Here is a 20,777-nt window from a genome sequence, read left to right as displayed (position 1 = left end):
CGCGGTGGTCGGAACGGGGGAGACGACGTTGGCGGTTCTGGTGGTGGAGGACGAGGAGGGCATCGTCTCCTTCCTGCGGCGCGGACTGGAGAACGCCGGATACCAGGTGCAGGTCGCGCACGACGGCATCGACGGCCTGGTCATGGCGGTCTCCCCCGACGTCGACCTGGTCATCCTGGACCTGGGGCTGCCGGGTCTGCCCGGTGAGGAGCTGCTGCGGCGGCTGCGCCGACGCCGCCCCTCGGTCCCGGTGATCGTCCTGACCGCCAAGGACGCCGTCGGCGATCGCGTCGCCAACCTGGACGCCGGGGCCGACGACTACATGGTCAAACCCTTCAGCGTGAACGAACTCCTGGCGCGGGTGCGGGCCCGGCTCCGGGGGCAGGGGCAGGAACGAGGCGACGCCCTCAGCGCGGGCGGGGTGACCCTGGACCTGGGGTCGCACACCGCGTCGGTGGACGGCGCCACCCTGTCCCTGTCGGCCCGTGAGTTCGCCCTGCTGGAGGTGTTCATCCGCCACCCCGGACAGGTCTTCTCCCAGCCGCAACTGCTGGATCTGGTGTGGGGGTACGACTTCGACGGCGCCTCCAACGTCGTGGAGGTGTACGTCAGCCAGTTGCGGCGCAAGATCGGAGCGGAGCGCATCCACACCGTGCGCGGGGTGGGGTACCGCCTGGCCGGCGGCGACCGATGAACCTCGCCGGACGGCTCATCCTGCGGTCGCTCCTGGTCATGGTGCTGGTGCTCGGCGGCGTCACCGTCCTCACCCACGAGCTCGTCCTGGCCTCGGGTCGTGCCGACGTGGACCACCTCCTGCGGGAGGAGGCCGAGCTCCTCAGCACGGCCCTGGGAGACCAGATCCCCGCCGCGGCGGGCCGGGACGGTGTCGTGTCGGGTCCCGAGGCCGAACACGGCGCCCGCCAGGCCCTGGCCATCCGACCCAGCGGCGCCCGGCACGTCTCCCTGGTCCACATCAACGGTGTCCGCCTCCAGAGCACCGGAGGCCCCTCCCGGGTGGCGGCCCTCATGCGGGGTGGCGACGCGCCCGTGGCGAAGCCCGGGTCGGTCCGCACGGTGGAGACCGAGATCGGTCGGCTCCGTGTACTGGACACCACCCTCGTCGACGAGACCGACGGCACGATCGCGGTCGTCACGCTCGTCTCCTCGTTGGAAACGGCGCACGACACGGCCGCGACCGTCCTGCTGTTCACCTCGGTGGCCGGGGCGGTCGGCCTCGGGCTGGGCGGTGTCGCGCTGTGGCTCGTGGTGCGGCGGACGCTGCGCCCGGTACGCGAGGTCTCGGTGGCCACCAAGGCCATCTCCCCCACCGGACTGGCGACACGGGTGCCGGTGCCGGACACACGCGACGAGATCGCCGAGTTGGCCGGCGAGATCAACGGCATGCTGGCCCGGATCGAGGGTGCCGACGCCGAGCGCCGCCAGTACCTGGCGGCCATCTCCCACGAGGTGCGCACCCCCCTGGCGGTCGCCGAGGGCCACCTGGAACTGTTGGGCGGCCAGGAGGCACGGATCGTGCGGGCCGAACTGGTCCGGCTCCGGCGTGTGCTGGAGGACCTCATGGCGGTGGCCCGCGGTGGCGACGAGGTCGACGCCGAACGGGGCCCGGTCTTCCTCCCCGATCTGTTCGACGAGGTGCGCTCGCGCGCCGAGGCGTTGTCCGCGCGGGAGGCGGTCACGGTGACCGATCCGCCGCCCCAGGTGCTCCTGGGCGACCAGAACCGGCTGGAGCAGTGCCTGGCCAACCTCATCGGCAACGCGATCGACCACAATCCGCCGGGGACCCGGGTCACGTTGTCGGCGCGCGGTACGGAGGAGGAGATCGTTCTGGTGGTGCGCGACGACGGACCGGGGATCGATCCGGACGTGCTGCCGCGCGTGTTCGAGCCGTTCGTGACCACCCGTGTGGGCGAGGCGGGGCGCATCGCCGGGCTGGGGTTGGCGGTCGTGCGGTCGCTGGTGAGGGCCCAGGGTGGGCGGGTGGACCTCGACAGCGGCCCGGAGGGCACGTCGGTGACGATCGGCCTGCCCCGGGCCACCGTCTGAGCCCGGACCGAGGTCGCCCCGCGGTCCCCCGTGCGGGCCGTGGCGCGCCCGGGCACCGGCGACGGAGATGGCCCCGGTTCTTCGATCGGGAAGGCGCACGCGGCACGGGGGTCCGCCCCGTGCCAAGGATCAGGAGCGGAACGCGGCGGCGTGGTCACGGGCCCATAGGGCGAAGTCGCGTGCGGGGCGACCGGTGACGTCCGCGGCGGTGGGCATCGCCCCGGCGTCGGGGACGGCCGGTGCCTCCGCGCCGCCGGGGTCGGTCTCCCCGCCGCCGTAGTCCTCGAAGCCGAGGAGGAAGTCGGCGTTGTCGGCGGCGAAACCGCCCTGGCCCCGGTAGCGCTCCCGCGCCTGTTCGGGTGTGACCGACACGTGGCGGACGTCCTCGCCGAGGGCCTCGGCGATGAGTTCGACCTGGCGCCGATGCGTGAGGAACTCGGGGCCGTTGAGCGTGTGGGCCCGGCCGACGTGAGCGTCCTCGATGAGCGCGAGCACCGCGACGTCGGCGATATCGGCCTCGTGCACCGGGAACCAGCCGAAGTCGGGAGCGGGGTCGTACACCGCGCGTTCGGCCCGGATCATGGGGCCCCACAGGGCGAGCTTGTTCATCGCGAACTCGCCGGGGCGCACGTGCGTCCACTCCAGCCCGGAGGCCTCCACGGCGCGTTCCACCGGAAGGTGGTGATCGGTGTCGTCGCCGCTGGTCACCGCCCCCGAGGACAGGACGACGATCCGCCGGACGCCGGAGTCCCGGGCCAGCGTGACCACCCGTTCGGCGGTCCGGGGCACCGGAAAGAGGAAGAGGGCGTCGACCCCGCGCAGCGCCTCGGCGAGGGTGTCCGGGTGGTCCAGGTCGCCATGGTGGCTCCGGACTTTCGCGGGAAAGGCGTGACGCTCGGGCCGGCGGCCGAGCGCATGGACGTCGACGCCCCGATCGACGAGCCCGCGGACCACGCCGCGTCCCACGTTACCGGTGGCACCGGTGACCAATATTCGCATGTTCCCGCCTTTCCCGAAGCGACCTTTCCGTGCTTCCAACCTATCCTTCGACCGCACATAGGGACTTTCGCGCGGAAAAAGGTCGCTGAAAAGGCGGGAGTGGTCCTCGGGTATCAACAGCGGTCGAGGGGCGGCCCGACCATGGCGGTCGGGCCGCACCCCTCGGGGTCCGGATCAGGCCGGGGTCGCGAAACGCAGCACGGCCGCGATGCCCTCGTCGAACCGTGCCTCCTCCACGGGCACGAGTTCGAGACCGGCCCCGGTCGTGGCGGCGGCACGGGTGAGCGCCGACCGCGCGGGTTCGGTCCAGTGTTCGGTGACGCCCATGTCCTTCAGCCGACGCTCGTCGGTGGACACCTGTTCGCCGGAGGGGCCGACGTGGAGGGGTCGGTCGGCACCGGCCAGGTCGTCGTTCCACAACAGCGTCTCGACCTGACCGCGTTGAAGAGCGCTCACCACGGCGCCCATACCCTCGACGGCGGTACCGTCGGCACGTCCGCGACCGAGGGCGTCCAGGGACTCCCGCACGTGTTCCTCGGACACGACCCGCAGCCTCTCCGCGAGTTCCTCGTCCACGGGCGAGTTCTCGGCGCCGGGCGCGCGCGAACCCGCCTCCAGGTCCGCCACCTTGGTCTTCAGGTGCTCGGGCAGGTGGTCGGCGACCAGTCCGCGCACCTGTGGGTCACCGGCGATGGCGACGATCTCGGCGCCGCCGGCGTCGGCGAGCCGCGCCACCGTCTCCGCGATCAGGCCGGTGTTCTGGTCGACTCGCTCGTCGGCGGCGCGCTGCATCTGGTTGTGGTGGTAACCGCCCTCCCGGACCTTGTGGACGGGCTTGTCATCGCCATCGACCCTGCGCACCACGGTCCGCCCGTCGGCGTACTCGGCGGTCACATCCGCGCCGATGCTGTCGACGACGGCGAGGACGTGCGGCACGCGCCGGTGGTCGGCGACCATGTAGGGCAGCGGGTCGGGGAAGCGGCCCACGCTCACCTCGAAGTCCTGGGGATGTCGGGCCACGACGGCGTCGTGGACGACCTCGTCACCGGCCGCGTACACCACCTGTCCGTGCGGTCCGGGCACTCCCTCGGTGCGTCCGACCGCGCCGTCCATGGCGGCGAGCGTCGCCTCGGGGACACCCTCCTCCGCCAGCGCGGACCGCGCCTGGTCCCAGCGCAGTCGAATGGCGTGTTCGGCGTCCTCCGAGTCGCGGGAGACGTTGATGAACAGCGACGCCATAGGTGCGGGTCGGTCGTAAAGGGGCTGGAGGAAAGTCAGATCCATGCTCGATACTCCGCTCATTCGGTTCGTGGAACCTACGGTGTCTTCTGCCTGTACAGCGGCCCTTCCCGCGCCGATGGGCGTTATTCAGGAACCACGTCGATATCGCGTGTGGCCCATGCCACATCATTATCTCGGGTCGATCTCGCATGACCCGGCGTGAAAAAGGAAGTAATGGCGGTGAGAGACAGGCGGGCGACGCCACCGATCCGAAGCAGGAGGAGTACTCATGAGCCGGTCGGAGAAACTCCGAGCGCACACGACACGCGCCACGGGCAAGGTCAAGGAGATCGCGGGACGCGCCACCGGGAACCGGCGCCTGCGCACACGCGGCCGTTTCGAGCAGTTCAAGGGGAGCGCGCTGTCGCGCACCTCGGACCTCAAGGATTCGGTGCGCGCCACCGTGCGTGATCTGCGCGTCGGGAAACGCTGACCCCCGAACAACGACGAACGTCGGCCCTTTCCACACGGTGAGTGGAAAGGGCCGACGTTCGTGCGCGCCCGACCACGGCGAACGCGAAGGAGCCGGCCCGATCGCTCGGGCCGGCTCCGTTCCGGGGTGGTCTCACCCCGAGGCGATCACCGTCAGACCTCGAAACGGTCCGCGTTCATGATCTTGGTCCACGCGTCGACGAAGTCTTGGACGAACTTGTCCTCGGCGTCGTCGGAGGCGTACACCTCGGCCACGGCGCGCAGCTCCGAGTTGGAGCCGAACACCAGGTCGGCACGGCTACCGGTCCACTTGGACACACCCGCGTCGTCCTTGGCGACGAAGGTCCCCGAGGTCTCGGAGGACGCGCCGGTCGGGGCCCAGGTGATGCCCAGGTCGAGCAGGTTGACGAAGAAGTCGTTCGTCAGCGTGCCCGGACGGTCGGTGAGCACACCCAGGTCCGAGCCGTCGTGGTTGGCGCCCAGCACACGCAGGCCACCGACCAGGGCGGTCATCTCCGGAGCGCTCACACCGAGCAGGTTGGCCTTGTCGAGCAGCAGGTACTCGGCGGGCAGACGGTTGCCCTTGCCGTAGTAGTTGCGGAACCCGTCCGCGACCGGCTCCAGGAAGGCGAACTGCTCGACGTCGGTGTGCTCCTCGGTGGCGTCCACGCGGCCCGGGGTGAACGGAACGGTGAGCTTGCGGCCGGCCGCTTCGGCGGCATGCTCGACACCGACACCACCGGCGAGCACGATGACGTCCGCGAGGGAGACCTTCGTGGCGGAGGAGGCGTTGAACTCCTCCACGACGCCCTCCAGCGTGGCCAGGACACCGCGCAGCTCGGCCGGGTTGTTGACCTCCCAGTCGATCTGCGGCTCAAGGCGGATACGGGCACCGTTGGCACCGCCGCGCTTGTCGCTGTCACGGTAGGTCGAGGCCGAGGCCCAGGCGGTGGTGACCAGCTGCGCGACGGTCAGGTCGGTCGCGGCGATCCTGGTCTTCAGAGCGGCGATCTCGGCGTCACCGACGACCTCGCCCTCACGGGCGGGAAGCGGGTCCTGCCAGAGGAACTCCTCGGCCGGGACCTCGGGGCCGAGAAGGCGGCCCTTCGGGCCCATGTCACGGTGGGTCAGCTTGTACCAGGCACGGGCGAACGCGTCGGCGAAGGCCTCGTGGTCCTCGTAGTAGCGGCGCGAGATCTGCTCGTAGACCGGGTCGAAGCGCAGCGACAGGTCCGTGGTGAGCATGGTCGGCTTGTGCTTCTTGTTCGGGTCGTGGGCGTCGGGGATGATCTCCTCGGCGTCCTTGGCGACCCACTGGTGCGCACCGGCCGGGCTCTGCTCCAGCTCGTACTCGAACTCGAACAGGTTCCGGAAGAAGCCCTTGCTCCACTCGGCGGGCGTGGTGGTCCAGGTGACCTCCAGGCCCGAGGTGATGGTGTCGGGGCCCTTGCCGGTGCCGTGGTTGTTCTTCCAGCCCAGACCCTGCATCTCCAGACCGGCGCGCTCGGGCTCGGCCTCCAGGTTGCTGTCCGGGGCGGCGCCGTGGGTCTTGCCGAAGGTGTGACCACCGGCGATGAGCGCGACGGTCTCCTCGTCGTTCATGCCCATGCGGGCGAAGGTCTCGCGGATGTCCCGCGCGGCGGCGATCGGGTCCGGGTTGCCGTTGGGGCCCTCGGGGTTGACGTAGATCAGACCCATCTGGACGGCGGCCAGCGGCTTCTCCAGCTCACGGTCGCCGGTGTAGCGCTCGTCGTCGAGCCAGGTGGTCTCGGGGCCCCAGTAGACGTCCTCGTCCGGCTCCCAGACGTCCTCACGTCCGCCACCGAAGCCGAAGGTCGTGAAGCCCATCGACTCCAGCGAGACGTTGCCGGTGAGGATGAACAGGTCGGCCCACGAGATGTTCTGGCCGTACTTCTTCTTGACGGGCCACAGGAGACGGCGGGCCTTGTCGAGGTTGCCGTTGTCGGGCCAGCTGTTGAGCGGGGCGAAGCGCTGCTGCCCGGCGCTGCCGCCGCCGCGACCGTCGTGCGAACGGTAGGTGCCGGCGCTGTGCCAGGCCATGCGGATCATGAGGGGGCCGTAGTGCCCGAAGTCCGCGGGCCACCAGTCCTGGGATGTGGTGAGGACCTCGGCGATGTCCGCCTTCACGGCGTCCAGGTCCAGCGCCTCGAAGGCCTTGCCGTAGTCGAAGCCCGCGCCGAGCGGGTTCGCCACGTCGGGGTTCTTGGCCAGGATCTTCACGTTGAGCTTGTTGGGCCACCAACCGCGGTTACCGCCGCCCTCGGTCGGGTGCGGGGCCCGACCGTGCGCGACCGGGCAGCCGCCGGTCTCCTGCGGCGTGGGGGCGACGACCTCGTTGTTCTCAGACATCGACTTCCTTGGGAAGAGGTGGACTGTGTGGTTCGTGCAAGTGTGTGGTTCAGGGGCCCTGCGTACCGAAGCACTCGGCGCACAGGCCCCAGTAGACGACCTCGGCCTCGTCGATCGCGAAACCGTGGTCGTCCGAAGCGGTGAGACACGGCGCGTGTCCGACGGCACAGTCGACATCGGCGATGGCACCGCACGACCGGCACACGACGTGGTGGTGGTTGTCTCCGACCCGTGTCTCGTAACGGGCGACGGTTCCCTGCGGCTGGATGCGTCGCACCAGCCCCGCGCCGGTCAGCGCTTTGAGAACGTCATAGACGGCCTGGTTGGACACCGCGCCGAGTTTCCCGCGCACGACGTCGATGATCGACTCCGTGTCCGTGTGCGGGTTGTCGTGCACGGCGGTAAGCACAGCTAACCGAGGGCCCGTCACCCGCAGAGCGGACTCGCGCAGCATCTGCTCGAAATCCGAAGGGGTTGGCATGCCCTCAGTCTGCCCAGTTTTCTGGAACCAGTCAAGTTATGGGGTGCGTCCATAATGAGGGTCGTACCACGATCGACCTGCTGAGACGCCCCGTCGACCTGCCTGCTCCCCGGGCGTGTCGGCCCCCGACGCCGGACCTCCATCGAGGCGCAGAAGACCACCGCGTCCTTCCACGAGCCTCGGTCCCCGTCCTCGGGCGACCCGGGCATCGGGCACCAGGGTCCTCGCGCGGTCGCGGAAGGGGCCCGAACGGCCTCAACCCGCTCGCCGGCGGTCCCGGATCGCCGCACGCAGGCGTTCGGCCAGGGACTCCACCTCCCCCGGGGTCGGCACCAGGACACCGTTCTCCCCCATCAGGGCGTGGTACTGCTGCTGTTCGTAGGGCACCCCGGGCGGCAGCGCGGCGACGTGCCAGTGCAGGTGGGAGTTGCCCTGTTGACTGCCGAGGCTGAGCAGATAGGTGCGCTCCACCTCGAACGCGCTCTCCATGGCCAGGGCCACCTCGCGGACCAGCAACATCAGGCGCGTGTAGGCCCCCTCGTCCAGACCGGCGACCACGTGCTCCACGTGGGCCTTCGGGGCGACCAGGACCTTGCCGGGCAGCGTGGGATACCGGTCCAGGAAGGCCACGTGGTCGTCGTCCTCGTAGACCGTCGCGTGCCGGTGGTCCGGGTCGCCCGAGAGGAACGCGCAGACGAAACACGGCCCCGTTCGGGACCGTTCGGTGTAGGCGGCCAGATCCATCGGTCGACGTTCCATGGGCTCTCCCTCGCGCGCCGGAATCGGCCCCGCACCGGAGCCCGGGGACGGTGTGGCACCGCTCCGGCTCCTCGACGGCGGTCGCGCACACGGCCCGGGGCGCGGGAGGACCACGGACACGGGCAACGCGGTCCGGAGCGCGCGGGACCGTCGCACCGGAGCGTCCGTCCGCGGCCTGCGCCGGAACGAGCCGACCGACGCGTTCCGCGCGGACCTCCGTTCGCACGCGCACCGGCGGGCGGAGCAGGGGCGCACGCGGCGGGCACCCCCGCGCAAGACCACCTCAGGGTGCGACGACGCCGCCGGCCGCCCCGTGCGTGCGGGGCGGCCGGCGGTGTGCGTATGCGAGGCGTGCGACTAGTCGGTGCCGAACTCCATCGCGGCGTGGTCGAGCCACTCGTCCTCGTCGACGGAGCCGCGCGAGGCGATGGCCTCGGCGCCGCCCTCGGGCATCGAGCCGATGAGGCCGGTCGAGGCCGCCTGGGCGGCACCGATCGACGTCGGGTGCTCGCTGCCGACCATGCCGAGTCGGGAGTAGTCCTCCAGCTTGGCGCGGGAGTCGGCGATGTCGAGGTTGCGCATGGTCAGCTGGCCGATGCGGTCGCCCGGGCCGAAGGCGGAGTCCTCGGTGCGCTCCATGGACAGCTTGTCCGGGTGGTAACTGAACGCCGGGCCGGTGGTGTCGAGGAGGGAGTAGTCCTCGCCGCGCCGCAGCCGCAGGGTGACCTCTCCGGTGACGGCGGTGCCCACCCAGCGCTGGAGGGACTCGCGGATCATGAGGGCCTGCGGCTCCAGCCAGCGACCCTCGTACATCAGCCGACCCAGACGGCGACCGTCGTTGTGGTAGGCGGCGAGGGTGTCCTCGTTGTGGATGGCGTTGACCAGACGCTCGTAGGCCGCGTGCAGCAGGGCCATGCCGGGGGCCTCATAGATGCCACGGCTCTTGGCCTCGATGATGCGGTTCTCGATCTGGTCGGACATGCCCAGACCGTGGCGGCCGCCGACGGCGTTGGCCTCCATGACCAGGTCGACGGCGGACGGGAAGGTCTTGCCGTTGATGGAGACGGGCCGCCCCTGCTCGAAGCCGATCGAGACGTCCTCGGGGGCGATCTCGACCTCGGGGTCCCAGAAACGCACGCCCATGATGGGTTCGACGATCTCGATACCCGTGTCGAGGTGCTCCAGGGACTTGGCCTCGTGGGTGGCGCCCCAGATGTTGGCGTCGGTGGAGTACGCCTTCTCGGTGCTGTCCCGGTAGGGCAGGTCGCGCTCGACCAGCCACTCCGACATCTCCTTGCGGCCACCGAGTTCGTTGACGAAGTCGGCGTCCAGCCACGGCTTGTAGATGCGCAGGGACGGATTGGCGAGCAGACCGTAGCGGTAGAACCGCTCGATGTCGTTGCCCTTGTAGGTGGAGCCGTCGCCCCAGATCTGCACGCCGTCCTCGAGCATGGCGCGGACCAGCAGGGTGCCGGTGACGGCGCGACCCAGGGGGGTGGTGTTGAAGTAGGGGCGCCCACCCGAACGGATGTGGAAGGCGCCGCAGGCCAAGGCAGCCAGCCCCTCCTCGACCAGGGCGGCGCGGCCGTCGACGAGGCGGGCGATCTCGGCCCCGTAGTCGTTGGCGCGCCCAGGGACCGACTCGATGTCGGGCTCGTCGTACTGGCCGATGTGAGCGGTGTAGGTGCACGGGACGGCACCCTTCTCGCGCATCCACGCGACCGCGACCGAGGTGTCGAGGCCTCCGGAGAAGGCGATTCCGACGCGCTCGCCGGCGGGAAGGGAAGTGAGTACCTTGGACATGAATATAAGCATGCACCCATATGAATGAACATGCAATTCGGACGGCGATCCGATCCTGTGAGCCTCGTCATCCCCCACCCTGACCAGGGCTCCCGTCCGAACCCCGTGATCCGCCGGGTTGGTCCGCGCATCAAGGGGTACCACGACGGCACTTCCGCCCCCGTCACCCCTGGGAGACACGATGTTCGCGACGATCGCCGCGGTCCTGTTCGGGATCGCCCTGCTGCTGGAGATCATCGGCCAGAGCTACCCCGACCTGGTCACCCCCTGGACCCTCACCCTGGCCGGTCTGCTCTTCCTCGCCCTGCACTCGGCCGGATACGGCACGCGTACGGGCCGGCGGCGCTGACGGCTCCACCACCGGCCTCCACGGACCCCGCCCCGACCGGGCCACGGTCCGCGCACCGATCGGGGCGGGGTCCGTGAGGCGGACGGCGGGCGCCCGGCGGTGATCCTGTCCACGGCGCTCTTGCCAACAAGGGACGTCACATCGACGACCCGGAGATCAGCACCCGCGTCCGCCGCGAACCGGGTGCCCGGGGCCGTGCCTGTCCAGACCACGGAAGGGTGTTCTTCGGTGCGGGCTCCGGCGGTGGTGCCCCCCGGAACGCCAGGAGGGGCCGAAGGTGGGAGTGCGACGGACGAACCCTCCCCTCTGGAGGCCCTGGAGGTCCGCACCACAGTGGGGCACCCGGACACGGGCCCGAGCGACGGCGGCGGCCGAAGGAGAACACCCTGACGGAAGGTCGGAGGTGAGGGGCCCAGGGGATGTGGGGGGTTGACGTGGCCAAGACGCACGGTATACCGCTGGCACTCGGTGAGTTCGCCGAACGGTGGTGGCCGGGGTCGAGGCCGCGAGCGGGATCGGACTCCCCCGCTCTCCCCCACGACAGAGGAGCCGCATGATCGTCATCGGTGTGTCCTCCGGTACCTCGGCCGACGGAATCGACGTCGCCGCCGCCCGGATCGAACTGGACGCGGACCTGGTCCGGCTGACCCCTCTGGGGCATCTCACCCGCCCCTACTCCGCCGAAGCGCGCGCACTGATCCGTGCGGCCCTTCCCCCGGCCACCACGACCCTGGAAACGGTGTGCCGGGTCGACACCCTCATCGGTCAGGAGTTCGGCGCGGCGGCACAGGACGCCGTGCGGGACCTCTGCGGGGGCCGCGCGGACCTGGTCGTCTCCCACGGTCAGACCCTGTTCCACTGGGTCACCGGTACCACCGTGCACGGCACCCTGCAGATGGGCCAACCCGCCTGGATCGCCGAGGCCACCGGGTTGCCGGTGGTCTCCGACCTGCGCACCGCCGACGTGGCCGCGGGTGGGCAGGGCGCTCCCCTCGTGGCCCTCCTGGACACCCTGCTGTGGGGTGACCGGCCCGAACCCACCGCCGCGCTCAACCTCGGCGGGATCGCCAACGTCACGGTGGTCGGGGACGGGGCACCGCCCCTGGCCTTCGACACCGGCCCCGCCAACGCCCTGATCGACGCCGCCATGCGTCTGGTCAGTGGGGGTGAGCGCGACCTCGACCTGGACGGGGCGCTCGCGCGCACCGGCACCCCCGACCCCGCACTGACGGAGTACCTGCTCGCCGAGCCCTACTACCGGTCGGAACCGCCGAAGAGCACCGGACTGGAACTGTTCGGCCCCGGCTACCTGGAGGAGGCCCTGCGGCGGGCGGGACGTCCCGCGGACGCGGACCTGCTCGCCACCCTGGTCGAACTTACCGCCGTCACCGTCGCCGACGCCCTGCGCCCCCACGGGGTCGCGGAGGTGATCGCCTCCGGTGGGGGTGTCCGCAACCCGGTGTTGATGGAACGGTTGGCGGCCCACCTGGGATCCACGCGGTTGACCCCCAGCGACACGATCGGGGTGGACGGGGACGCCAAGGAGGCCTACCTGTTCGCGCTCATCGGTTTCCTGAGCTGGCACGGGATCCCCGGCGTCGTGCCCGGCTGCACGGGGGCCCGCAGGGCGACCGTGGCCGGGCGGTTCACGCCCGGGGTCCCCGCACCCGCCGACACGGCCCCCCGACGCCTGCGCTTCGAGGATCCGCCCCGCTGACGCGACGTACGCGCCCCCACCGACCCGGACACGACCACATGCGGTGACACACCGTCACCGCGCCGATACCACGACGCACCCCGGACCTCGCCCCCGTTTCGCCGCGTCCCCCGCACAGACCGCCATCCGACCGCCCGGAGGAGCCGCCCGGTGCAGACCGTGGACATCGTCGTCATCATCGTCTACCTGTTGTGTTCGGCCTGGTTGGGCCTGAAGCTGTCCGGACGCCAGCGCAACGTCAAGGACTACTTCATCGGCGGCCGCGACCTGCCCTGGTGGGCCGTGTGCATTTCGGTGGTGGCCACCGAGACCAGCGCGCTCACCGTGATCAGCGTCCCCGGCATCGCCTACCTGGGGGACGTCACCTTCCTACAGGTCGCCGTGGGCTACCTCATCGGCCGGATCGTGGTGGCCTTCCTGCTGCTGCCGCGGTACTACCGGGGCGAGATGACCACGGCCTACGCCTACCTGGGGTTGCGGTTCGGTCGGGGCATGCAGGCCACCGCCTCGGTGACCTTCCTGTTCACCCGGTTGCTCGCCGACGGTGTGCGCCTGTTCGCGGCGGCCATCCCGATGAAGATCATCCTGGACTCGCTCGGGCTGGACATCTCGTACTTCGTGATCGTCGCGATCATGGGCGTGGTCACCATCCTCTACACACTCGTCGGCGGGATCCGCGCGGTCGTGTGGACCGACGTCCTCCAGATGGGGGTCTGGCTGGTCGGCGGGATCATCTCCCTGGTGATCATCACGGGCAACCTGGACGTGAACTTCCTGACGGTGGCGGCAGAGGAGGGCAAGACCAGGATCCTCGACCTCACCTCCGACCCGATCTCCTCCCCCTACGCCACGATCACCGCGGTCCTGGGCGGTGCGCTGCTCTCGACCGCCTCGCACGGCGCCGACCAGCTCATCGTTCAACGGCTCCTGGGCTGCCGCACGCTGCGCGACGCGCAGAAGGCCGTGATCGTCAGCGGGGTCGTGGTGTTCTTCCAGTTCGCGTTGTTCCTCACCGTGGGGTTGGCGCTGTACTCCTACTTCGAGCGCGCCACGGTCGAGCAGCTGGGGTTGAGCACCTCCGACGAACTGTTCCCGGTCTTCATCGCCGAGGGACTGCCCCCCGGGTTGGCCGGGCTGGTGCTCGCGGGGATCATGGCGGCGGCGATGAGCACGTTGTCCTCGTCGCTGTCGGCGCTGTCGTCCTCGTCCATGGCCGATCTGTACGAGAGGTTCGCCCATCGTCGGCTCGATCAGGAACAGGCGCTCCGGGTGAGCCGACTGTTCACGCTGGGGTGGGGGCTGGTGTTCATCGGCGCCGCGGCGATGTTCACCGGCACCGACAGTCCGGTGGTGGAGCTGGGGTTGTCCGTGGCCAGCATCACCTACGGAGGGCTGCTGGGCGCGTTCTTCCTGGGCCTGTGGGTGCGCCGGGCCCGGCAGGCCGACGCCGCCCTCGCGTTCGGCGTGGCCGTGGCCACGATGGCCTGGTTGTTCCTGTTCGCCCCGGACCTGGTCGGCTTCACCTGGTACACCGCGATCGGGTGCACGATCACGGTCGGACTGGGGTACCTGTCATCGCTGCGACACCGGGAGGACGCCCCCGAGGTCGAGGGCGCGCCGGCCCCCACCGAGGAGGAGCGTCCCTGAACGGACGCGGCGCTCTCCCCGGTCCGGGGAGAGCGCCGCGCGGGGACCGTCGGCCCCTCACTCGTACTCGGTACCGCCCTTGCGGGTCAGGTAGGCGTCGGAGACGAACTTGGCGACGGCCCGTCCCACGAGCACCTCGGAGAACCGCTCACGGGTCGGCCGGACCACCAGGCCCTCCCGGATGTTGAGCTCCTTCCCGCTCCAGGTCTCCCGGCCCTCGGCCGCCGCGAACAGCGACGACTCGTCGTAGGGCCCCTCGTACAGCACGGGCGCCGCGGGCAGTCCCACGTCGGCGAGCAGTCCCGGCAGGTCGGCGGCGTCCACCCACCTACACCCCTCGTCCATGTCCAGGGCGATGTCGAACACGGCGTAGCCGGGCCGCTCACTGCGCCCGACCTCGCCGTACCCCAGGTCCTGGACACCGGTGCCGAACACCTCGCCGAACACGCCCACCCGGCGGGCGCCGAACCGCTCGGCCAGGGCGCGGGCGGCCGTTCCGACCGCGTGGGTGCGCACCGCCCTCCAGTACAGGTTCTCGTCGTCGGCGACCAACGCGAGGTTCTTGCCGCCCTGGCCCTTGGAGGAGACGAACTCCTCGCCGGTCGCGGTGACCAGCGTGTACAGACAGGCCGAACCGTGGATCTTCTCGGTCGCCACGACCGGCTCGCCCGGCACGAACACGTCCGGGTAGCGCTTGATGTTCTCGATCTCGATCCACCGCAGCAGATCCGGGGCCGCCACGAAGGTGCCGTCCATGTGCGTGGGCACCACCGGAACCCACTTGGTGATCCCGAGCTCCTCGGTGAAGTCGGTGCCCGTCGCGTGCTCGGCGGCCAGGTCGCGATCGTCGAGGAGGGTGGGGCGACACACGATGCCCTGGGAGATCTCCCCGCGCAGCCGCAGGGGTCGGACACGGTTGGCCTTGGAGCCGGCGAGGCGTCCGGTCAGCCCGAGCTCCTCGATGAGGTCGTCGGGGAGCAACGCGTTCTCCGGGATGTAGACGGCCCAGTCCCCGGTCCGGTACGCACCCTTGGCCACGACGGCGTGGAACAGACCGACCTTGGCGAGTTCCAGGGCGTCGGCGTTGGGGTGCGCGAGAATCGTGAGCCGTTCGGCGGTCACCCGAAGGGTGGACATGCGTGAGACCTCCTGGTGCCGTGCCCTCGACGGGATCGGCGATGGGGGGTGGGTGTGTCGGACCGGGCCACTATCGCGGACGCGGGGCCGGACGCACAAAGACTTTTCCCACCGGTGTTCGGCGCGGGGGCCGCCCACGGGGCGCCTGGTGGGAGGAGGCGGCGGATCCCGACCCCGCCCCGGCACGGCGTGCGGTACCGGCACGGTGACGCGGGTCCCCGGACCGACCTTGACCTCAAGTCCACTTGATGAAGTGGACTCTTCACGAGGGCGACCGAGCGACGATGCGCCCCGCGACGAGGAGTGGACATGACCGTGACCGTGTGGGCCGACGTTCGGCGCCCATGGTGCCGGAGGGGGCACCGCGACCTGTGCGAAGCCCCGGGGCGGATGGGCCGGAGGGTGCCGGTTTCAAGCGCGCGCTACCCGGGGGAACCCACCGGACCGGAACGGCCGGGAGGAACCGTCCGTGAGGCGGCACCGACCTCGCGGGGCATGAAAGAGGAATTCCGATCCGACCATCGCGCGGCGGTCGAGGCGGGGGTGCGTTCGGTGCGGACGGTCGTCCACGGTGGGAGTGCGTTGAGCGGGGCCCGGCCGGTGGAGGAGCTCATGGAGCCGGTGCGCGAGGACCCGGAGGGCTCACCCGCACGGGAGGAGCGCGGCACGTTGGCGGACTTCGGGCACCGGGCACCGACGGCCCCCGAGGAGGGCGACCGATGAGCGCGCCGCGAGGGAATCGGGGCGCGTCGGCCGACCCTGTGCGCGACGGTGGTCCCCCGGCGGAGCCCGGCGGGGCTCCCTGGGGGCGAGCCGCCCTGATCGAGGCTTTCGGCCCGCCCGACGTCCTGGAGGTGCGCGAGGTGCCCCGACCACGTCCGGACGCGGGTGAGGTGCTGGTGCGGGTCAGGACGGCCGGCGTCCAACCGGCGGACGCCGCGATCCGTGGCGGGTGGACACCACCGGGCGCGACCATCGTGTTCCCGCAGGTCCTGGGCAACGAGTTCGCCGGAGTCGTGGTGGAGACCGGACCCGGGGTCCAGGAGTGGGCGATCGGCGACGAGGTGGTGGGGTTCCGGGTGCTGGGCTGTTACGCCGACCATGTGGCGGTGTCGGCCGCGCAGGTGGTGCGCAAACCCGCGGCGGTGCCCTGGCCCGCCGCGGGGGCGCTCTCCGCCTCCGGACAGACGGCGCACACCGCGTTGGAACGGCTGCGGGTCATCGCGGGCGAGACCCTGCTCGTGCACGGCGCCGCGGGCGGGGTCGGCACCATGGCCGTGCAGCTGGCGGTGGCACGCGGCGCCCGGGTGGTGGGGACCGCGAGTGCCGCCAACCAGGACCACGTGCGTTCGCTGGGCGCCGCACCGGTCGTGTACGGGCCGGGCCAGGAGGACCGGATTCGGGCGGCGGCTCCTCAGGGTGTGGACGCGGCGCTGGACGTCGCGGGACACGACGGCCTCCTCATCTCCGTCCGGCTGGTGGCCGACCGGGACCGGGTCGGAACGAGCGTGGACCGGGCGCTCCAGCAGCGGCTGGGGTGTCGGTGGATCTCCAGTGACCGGTCCACGGCCCGACTCGCCGCACTTCTGGACTTGTGCGCCCGGGGGACGTTGGCCGTCACCGTACGGAACCTGCTGCCGCTGGAACGGGTGGCGGAGGCCCACAGGGACGTGGAGACCGGCCATGGAAGGGGCAAGGTCGTCCTGCGGGTGTCGGAGGACAGTGAGGGATCGTGAGCACGCGGCGGAAGGCCTCGGGACCCCGCCGGTCTTCCGAGGTCGGGGAACCGGCCGTGGGTGCCGAGCGTGTTCGCCCTCATGTCCTTCGTCGCCTTCGAGTCCTGCGCCGTGACCACCGCGCTGCCGGTGATCGCGCCGGAGCTGGGCGCGGAGCGGTGGTACTCGTCGGCCTTCGCGACGGCGGTGACCACCGGGCTGGTCGGGATGACGGTGGCCGGTTCGTGAGCAGACCGGCGCGGTCCGCTGCGCCCGTCGGCGGGCTTCTGCCCGTACCGGTGGCGGTGGCGGGTCGTGCGCCGGTGTCCGTCGGAACGGGGATGGTCCGTCCGCTGATCAGCACCACCGTCCTGACAGTGTCCAGGACCGCACAGCGGGGGCGGAACAGTTCGGCGCCGCAGGTGGCGGAGTCACTCGGGACCTCCACCCTTCCGACGCTCACCGGTGCGGTGCTCGCCTCGACCCTCGTGGCGATGCCCCGTCCGTGTACGCGATCGTCGTGGTGGTGGCCGGGGGCCGTAGCGGTGAGCCCGGCCCCGCGCACACGGTCCGGATGACCCCGACCGTGGGGCCGGCCCGCCGAAGCGGGGCCGGCACCACGGTCACCCGGTTCAGAACGGGCGGTCGCCGACGATCGCGACGCGCTCGGCCACGCGGCGGTGCGGGTGGTAGTCGTTCACCGCGTAGTGCTGGGTGGCCCGGTTGTCCCAGAACGCGATGGAGTTCGCCTCCCACTGGAAGCGAACCTGGAACTCGGGGGCGTGGGCCTGCTGGAACAGGAAGCGCAGCAGTTCGTCGCTCTCCTGCTGCGGCAGTCCGACGATGCGGGTGGTGAAGGAGACGTTGACGAACAGCGTCTTACGCCCGGTCTCGGGGTGGATGCGCACCACGGGGTGCTCGACCGGCGGGAAGCGGTCCTGCCACTGCAGGAGCCGGTCCTCGTCGAGGAATCGGACGAAGCCGGGGATGACGTCGTGCACGGCGGTGCGGCCCTCGATGCGGTCCTTGACGTCCTGGGGAAGGTTGTCGTAGGCGGCGGCCATGTCCGCCCACAGCGTGTCCCCGCCCATCGGCGGCACCTCGACCAGGCGCAGGATCGCGCCCATGGCGGGCGCCTCCCGCCAGGTGACGTCGGTGTGCCAGACGTTCTCGTAGCCGGCCGGGGCCCCGCCCTTGGAGAAGCGGGCGACATGGGCGTCGTCGCCCTGTTCGATGAAGGGGTTGGTCTCCAGCTCGCCCCACAGGCGGGCGATCCGCTGCTGGCGGTCGGAGTCGATGGGCTGGTCGCGGAAGAAGATCACCTTGAACTCCAGCAGCGCACGGTGGAGTTCGGCCCGCAGCTCCTCGTCGATGTCCTCGCGCAGGTCGACACCGTGGATCTCGGCGCCGATGAGCGCGCCCAGAGGACGGACCTCGAAGCGGGTGTAGGGACGGGAGGGCGCTCCGTCGGCGAGACGGTGCAGCGTGCGCGGACCCTCGACCAGGGCGGTGTCGACGGCGGCGCTCTCACGGAGGCGGGGTGGTGCCGGCACGGCGGTGTTCACGGTGGCGACCATATTCATGTCTTTCCGGTAGGAAATAGCGGCGATCGTCCGAAAGGGACGTGCGGAACGAGGTCTCGGCACAGCGCGGAGTGTTCTCGACGCGCGTGGAACCGGGTCCGGACACGGACCCGGTGGATCAACGACGGGGAGGCGAACCCAGGCGTCCGCGGCGCAGGACCAGTCCCGGCGTGCCGCGACGCGCCCTGTCGACCGAGGGGCACGGGCGAGCGGCCGGTCGGTGCGACGAGGGGGTAGTCATACCGCCGACAGTGAGGGATGCGCCCCCGTACTGTCAACCACCCCGGGCGCGCGCCTCCGTGAACTCCGACCGGTGAACGGCGGCGACGGAGCGGCGTCCGCACCCCCGCGCACGGATGGTCGCGGCGTGCGCGACCAGGCCCGGGGCCCGGAGGGTGGGCAGGGCCGCACCTCCGCCCGCAGGTCCGCGCTCAGGGATCCGGTCACGCCCACGACGGCTCGACGGGCGTCCGGATCGGCCCGGCGACGGGTCGACCCGACGATGACCGGACCCGCACCGCCGCCCCCGGGACCCGGTGGGACCACCCCGACCCGCGCTGATTAGGGTAGGCATACCTCATTTGACCCGAACGGAGTCCCATGTCCCCCGCCCTACGGGCGCTCGCCCGTGCCCTGCCCCTGTTGCTCTTCCTCACCGCCTGCGGCACCGGCTCCGAACCGGGCACCGACGACCCCACGGAACCGGCCGCCGAGGGCGCGTTCCCGGTGACCATCGAGCACGAGTTCGGCAGCACCACCATCGACGAGGCCCCCGAACGCGTGGTCACGCTCGGGGTCACCGACGCCGACGCGGTCCTGGCCCTGGGCGTGGTTCCGGTGGGCAACACCGGCTACACCTTCTACGCGTCCGGCCTGGGGCCCTGGACCGACGCACTGGTGGGCGACGCCGAACTCACCCGGGTGGAGTCCGACTCCGAACCGAATGTGGAGCAGGTCGCCGGGCTGGCCCCGGACCTCATCATCGGGGTGTCCGCCGGCTTCGACGAGGGCGTGTACGAGACCCTCTCCCGGATCGCGCCCGTGGTGGCGCGCCCGACCGGGGTCGCCGCCTACACGGTGCCCAGGGAGGACGCCACGGAGATGATCGCGACCGCGCTCGGCCGGCCGGAGGAGGGTGCCGCCCTCAACGAGGAGACGGAGGCGCTGCTGGAGCGGACGCGGGAGCGGCACCCGCACTTCGACGGCCTGGTCGGCACCGCCGTCCTGCCCTATGAGGGCCGCTACGGCGCCTACCTGCCCGGTGACGCGCGTGGCCGGTTCCTGGACTCCCTCGGGTTCGGGGTGCCGGAGGCGGTCGAGGACCTCGGTGACGACGAGGGCTTCTTCGTGGAGCTGTCGCCCGAACGGGTCGACCTGCTGGACGGCGACCTGCTGCTGGTCATGAGCGACGACGAGGAGTTCGACATCACCGAGGGCGCCGCCGTGTTCGACGGCCTCGACGTGGTGCGCGAGGACGCCGTGGTCACCACGAGCCTGGACGAGCGGGGCGCGGTCACCTACAACTCGGTGCTGTCGGTGCCCTACGCACTCGACGCCCTGGTACCGCGGATCGACGAGGCGCTCTCCTGAGGACGTTCCTCGTGGCCACGACCGCCGCACGGGTCGCGGGCGGATCATAGAGTGGGAGGCTCGGCACGGGCCGGGCCGACCGGCCCCGCCAGGACACGAGCCTCCCCCGCGCAGGCGGGGCCGACCCGGAACGGATCCCCTTGTACCTGACCAACATCGTTCTCGACCCCGAACGCGCCCCCGGCATGCAGGAGTGGACGGTGATGGGTCGTGCCGTGCGCGGCGCCGTCGACCCGGACCCCGCGTCGAAGGCCCGGGTGCTGTGGTCGCGCTTGTCACCGGACATGCTGTTGGTCAGTTCCGACACGGCTCCGGCCTGGGGCAAGGTACCGGGGGCGGTCTCGTCCACCTTCCACCCGCTGCCTCTGCACGAGGAGGGCGAGACGGTCGAGTGGGAGCTGATCACGGCCCCCACGGAACGACGCGGTGAGGACGGCAGGAGCGGTAAGCGCGTCCCCGTGGCCGAGCCCGGGTTCCATGCGTGGCTGGACGGACGACTCGCGGGGGCGATGGACGTGACCTCGGTGGAGTGGCGGCGACTGGGCGGCAGGCCGGCCCGCTACCACTTCGAGGGGCTCGCCACCGTCGTGGACGGCGAGCGACTCCGAGAGCTCTCGCTCCAGGGGATCGGCGCGGGGTTGCAGACCGGCGCGGGGCTGCTGCTCACCCAAGAGGCCCTCTGACCGGGCCGGGACGCGCCGCGCGAGAGTACCGGCGTCCCGACCACCTTGATACGCCACAAACACCCCAAACGACACTTAAGCCACATACGACTCATTCGCAGCAACCTGGCGTAGGAGTGTTGCATTCAAGGGTCAAATCATGAAGGTTTTCTCCTAAGCCCGAGCTG

The 20,777-nt window shown here is 71.0% G+C and carries 19 protein-coding genes; 11 read left to right on the top strand and 8 right to left on the bottom strand.

All coding sequences use genetic code 11. From position 1 onward, the window contains the following. The first annotated feature begins 28 nt into the window (after positions 1-28). Together DSY14_RS05560 and DSY14_RS05555 are read left to right on the top strand one after the other, a co-directional pair. Positions 29-694, top strand: a complete 666-nt coding sequence (locus tag DSY14_RS05560; protein WP_211715368.1) for a response regulator transcription factor — start codon at positions 29-31, stop codon at positions 692-694. After that, positions 691-2,064 carry a HAMP domain-containing sensor histidine kinase gene (locus DSY14_RS05555; RefSeq protein ID WP_211715367.1) on the top strand — a complete coding sequence of 458 codons (1,374 nt, stop codon included), beginning with the start codon at positions 691-693 and terminating at the stop codon, positions 2,062-2,064. Before DSY14_RS05560 ends, DSY14_RS05555 begins: the two co-directional genes overlap by 4 nt. 129 nt (positions 2,065-2,193) lie before the next feature. Here the strand turns inward: DSY14_RS05555 and DSY14_RS05550 are convergent, their stop codons facing one another. Together DSY14_RS05550 and DSY14_RS05545 are read right to left on the bottom strand one after the other, a co-directional pair. Next, on the bottom strand, positions 2,194-3,063 hold the full coding sequence (locus DSY14_RS05550) for an NAD(P)H-binding protein (RefSeq protein ID WP_211715366.1): 870 nt from the start codon (positions 3,061-3,063) through the stop codon (positions 2,194-2,196). Between the two features lie 174 nt (positions 3,064-3,237). Next, the gene (locus tag DSY14_RS05545; RefSeq protein WP_211715365.1) at positions 3,238-4,347 is read right to left on the bottom strand and encodes a Vms1/Ankzf1 family peptidyl-tRNA hydrolase; all 1,110 of its coding nucleotides are present in this window, start codon (positions 4,345-4,347) and stop codon (positions 3,238-3,240) included. Positions 4,348-4,573: 226 nt separating this feature from the next. Between DSY14_RS05545 and DSY14_RS05540 the strand changes: the two genes are divergently transcribed. Next, entirely contained in the window at positions 4,574-4,777 is a 204-nt protein-coding gene (locus tag DSY14_RS05540) for a CsbD family protein (RefSeq protein WP_211715364.1), read from the top strand. Between the two features lie 152 nt (positions 4,778-4,929). Here DSY14_RS05540 and katG read toward each other — a convergent pair whose 3' ends face one another. The 4 genes from katG to argG all read right to left on the bottom strand — a co-directional run bounded on the left by katG (position 4,930) and on the right by argG (position 10,189). Then, on the bottom strand, positions 4,930-7,146 hold the full coding sequence (katG, locus tag DSY14_RS05535) for a catalase/peroxidase HPI (protein ID WP_211715363.1): 2,217 nt from the start codon (positions 7,144-7,146) through the stop codon (positions 4,930-4,932). Between the two features lie 49 nt (positions 7,147-7,195). Then, complete coding sequence (locus DSY14_RS05530) at positions 7,196-7,627, bottom strand: Fur family transcriptional regulator (protein WP_211715362.1); 432 nt, start codon at positions 7,625-7,627, stop codon at positions 7,196-7,198. A gap of 255 nt (positions 7,628-7,882) precedes the next feature. Next, positions 7,883-8,386: an HIT family protein gene (locus DSY14_RS05525; protein WP_249187366.1), complete on the bottom strand. Its 504-nt coding sequence runs from the start codon at positions 8,384-8,386 to the stop codon at positions 7,883-7,885. A 357-nt stretch (positions 8,387-8,743) separates the two neighbouring features. Beyond that, positions 8,744-10,189, bottom strand: coding sequence for an argininosuccinate synthase (argG, locus tag DSY14_RS05520; protein ID WP_211715361.1), 1,446 nt, complete (start codon positions 10,187-10,189; stop codon positions 8,744-8,746). Positions 10,190-10,370: 181 nt separating this feature from the next. Here argG and DSY14_RS05515 point away from each other — a divergent pair, with 181 nt between their 5' ends. The 3 genes from DSY14_RS05515 (at position 10,371) to DSY14_RS05505 (ending at position 13,902) form a co-directional block, all read left to right on the top strand. Then, positions 10,371-10,538, top strand: a complete 168-nt coding sequence (locus DSY14_RS05515) for a hypothetical protein (protein WP_211715360.1) — start codon at positions 10,371-10,373, stop codon at positions 10,536-10,538. Between the two features lie 553 nt (positions 10,539-11,091). Next, positions 11,092-12,255, top strand: a complete 1,164-nt coding sequence (locus tag DSY14_RS05510) for an anhydro-N-acetylmuramic acid kinase (protein ID WP_211715359.1) — start codon at positions 11,092-11,094, stop codon at positions 12,253-12,255. 150 nt (positions 12,256-12,405) lie between these two features. Beyond that, the gene (locus tag DSY14_RS05505; protein WP_211715358.1) at positions 12,406-13,902 is read left to right on the top strand and encodes a sodium:solute symporter; all 1,497 of its coding nucleotides are present in this window, start codon (positions 12,406-12,408) and stop codon (positions 13,900-13,902) included. A gap of 57 nt (positions 13,903-13,959) precedes the next feature. On the opposite strand, the gene DSY14_RS05500 is transcribed toward DSY14_RS05505, so the two are convergent. Further along, positions 13,960-15,039: an RNA ligase (ATP) gene (locus DSY14_RS05500; protein ID WP_211715357.1), complete on the bottom strand. Its 1,080-nt coding sequence runs from the start codon at positions 15,037-15,039 to the stop codon at positions 13,960-13,962. 495 nt (positions 15,040-15,534) lie between these two features. Between DSY14_RS05500 and DSY14_RS05495 the strand changes: the two genes are divergently transcribed. From DSY14_RS05495 to DSY14_RS05485, 3 genes are read left to right on the top strand one after another with little or no spacing between them, the layout of a single operon-like run. Next, positions 15,535-15,762 carry a hypothetical protein gene (locus tag DSY14_RS05495; RefSeq protein ID WP_211715356.1) on the top strand — a complete coding sequence of 76 codons (228 nt, stop codon included), beginning with the start codon at positions 15,535-15,537 and terminating at the stop codon, positions 15,760-15,762. After that, positions 15,759-16,775, top strand: coding sequence for an NADP-dependent oxidoreductase (locus DSY14_RS05490; protein WP_211715355.1), 1,017 nt, complete (start codon positions 15,759-15,761; stop codon positions 16,773-16,775). Before DSY14_RS05495 ends, DSY14_RS05490 begins: the two co-directional genes overlap by 4 nt. Positions 16,776-16,835: 60 nt before the next feature. Further along, a complete protein-coding gene (locus tag DSY14_RS05485) occupies positions 16,836-17,003 on the top strand; it encodes a hypothetical protein (RefSeq protein WP_211715354.1) in 168 nt (55 codons plus the stop codon). Between the two features lie 383 nt (positions 17,004-17,386). Here the strand turns inward: DSY14_RS05485 and DSY14_RS05480 are convergent, their stop codons facing one another. After that, positions 17,387-18,331 (bottom strand): TauD/TfdA family dioxygenase, encoded by a 945-nt coding sequence (locus DSY14_RS05480; RefSeq protein ID WP_211715396.1) that lies wholly within the window; start codon positions 18,329-18,331, stop codon positions 17,387-17,389. 606 nt (positions 18,332-18,937) lie between these two features. Between DSY14_RS05480 and DSY14_RS05475 the strand changes: the two genes are divergently transcribed. Together DSY14_RS05475 and DSY14_RS05470 are read left to right on the top strand one after the other, a co-directional pair. Continuing rightward, positions 18,938-19,927: an ABC transporter substrate-binding protein gene (locus tag DSY14_RS05475; protein ID WP_211715353.1), complete on the top strand. Its 990-nt coding sequence runs from the start codon at positions 18,938-18,940 to the stop codon at positions 19,925-19,927. 140 nt (positions 19,928-20,067) lie between these two features. Then, a complete protein-coding gene (locus tag DSY14_RS05470; RefSeq protein WP_211715352.1) occupies positions 20,068-20,610 on the top strand; it encodes a type I-E CRISPR-associated protein Cas6/Cse3/CasE in 543 nt (180 codons plus the stop codon). The last annotated feature ends 167 nt before the right edge of the window (positions 20,611-20,777 follow it).

Origin of the sequence: Nocardiopsis sp. MG754419, assembly GCF_018207095.1 — a bacterium.
Classification (GTDB): Bacteria; Actinomycetota; Actinomycetes; order Streptosporangiales; family Streptosporangiaceae; genus Nocardiopsis.
Note: the sequence above shows the minus strand (reverse complement) of the source record. Positions and strands in the feature narration are given on the sequence as shown.

Excerpts from the sequence above, each read along its gene's own strand:
- DSY14_RS05510 (WP_211715359.1), top strand. The coding sequence starts at position 11,092 with ATGATCGTCATCGGTGTGTCCTCCGGTACCTCGGCCGACGGAATCGAC.
- DSY14_RS05500 (WP_211715357.1), bottom strand. The coding sequence starts at position 15,039 with ATGTCCACCCTTCGGGTGACCGCCGAACGGCTCACGATTCTCGCGCAC.
- DSY14_RS05530 (WP_211715362.1), bottom strand. The coding sequence starts at position 7,627 with ATGCCAACCCCTTCGGATTTCGAGCAGATGCTGCGCGAGTCCGCTCTG.
- DSY14_RS05555 (WP_211715367.1), top strand. The coding sequence starts at position 691 with ATGAACCTCGCCGGACGGCTCATCCTGCGGTCGCTCCTGGTCATGGTG.
- DSY14_RS05495 (WP_211715356.1), top strand. The coding sequence starts at position 15,535 with ATGAAAGAGGAATTCCGATCCGACCATCGCGCGGCGGTCGAGGCGGGG.
- DSY14_RS05515 (WP_211715360.1), top strand. The coding sequence starts at position 10,371 with ATGTTCGCGACGATCGCCGCGGTCCTGTTCGGGATCGCCCTGCTGCTG.
- DSY14_RS05475 (WP_211715353.1), top strand. The coding sequence starts at position 18,938 with ATGTCCCCCGCCCTACGGGCGCTCGCCCGTGCCCTGCCCCTGTTGCTC.
- argG (WP_211715361.1), bottom strand. The coding sequence starts at position 10,189 with ATGTCCAAGGTACTCACTTCCCTTCCCGCCGGCGAGCGCGTCGGAATC.
- katG (WP_211715363.1), bottom strand. The coding sequence starts at position 7,146 with ATGTCTGAGAACAACGAGGTCGTCGCCCCCACGCCGCAGGAGACCGGC.
- DSY14_RS05545 (WP_211715365.1), bottom strand. The coding sequence starts at position 4,347 with ATGGATCTGACTTTCCTCCAGCCCCTTTACGACCGACCCGCACCTATG.
- DSY14_RS05540 (WP_211715364.1), top strand. The coding sequence starts at position 4,574 with ATGAGCCGGTCGGAGAAACTCCGAGCGCACACGACACGCGCCACGGGC.
- DSY14_RS05525 (WP_249187366.1), bottom strand. The coding sequence starts at position 8,386 with ATGGAACGTCGACCGATGGATCTGGCCGCCTACACCGAACGGTCCCGA.
- DSY14_RS05490 (WP_211715355.1), top strand. The coding sequence starts at position 15,759 with ATGAGCGCGCCGCGAGGGAATCGGGGCGCGTCGGCCGACCCTGTGCGC.
- DSY14_RS05480 (WP_211715396.1), bottom strand. The coding sequence starts at position 18,331 with ATGGTCGCCACCGTGAACACCGCCGTGCCGGCACCACCCCGCCTCCGT.
- DSY14_RS05550 (WP_211715366.1), bottom strand. The coding sequence starts at position 3,063 with ATGCGAATATTGGTCACCGGTGCCACCGGTAACGTGGGACGCGGCGTG.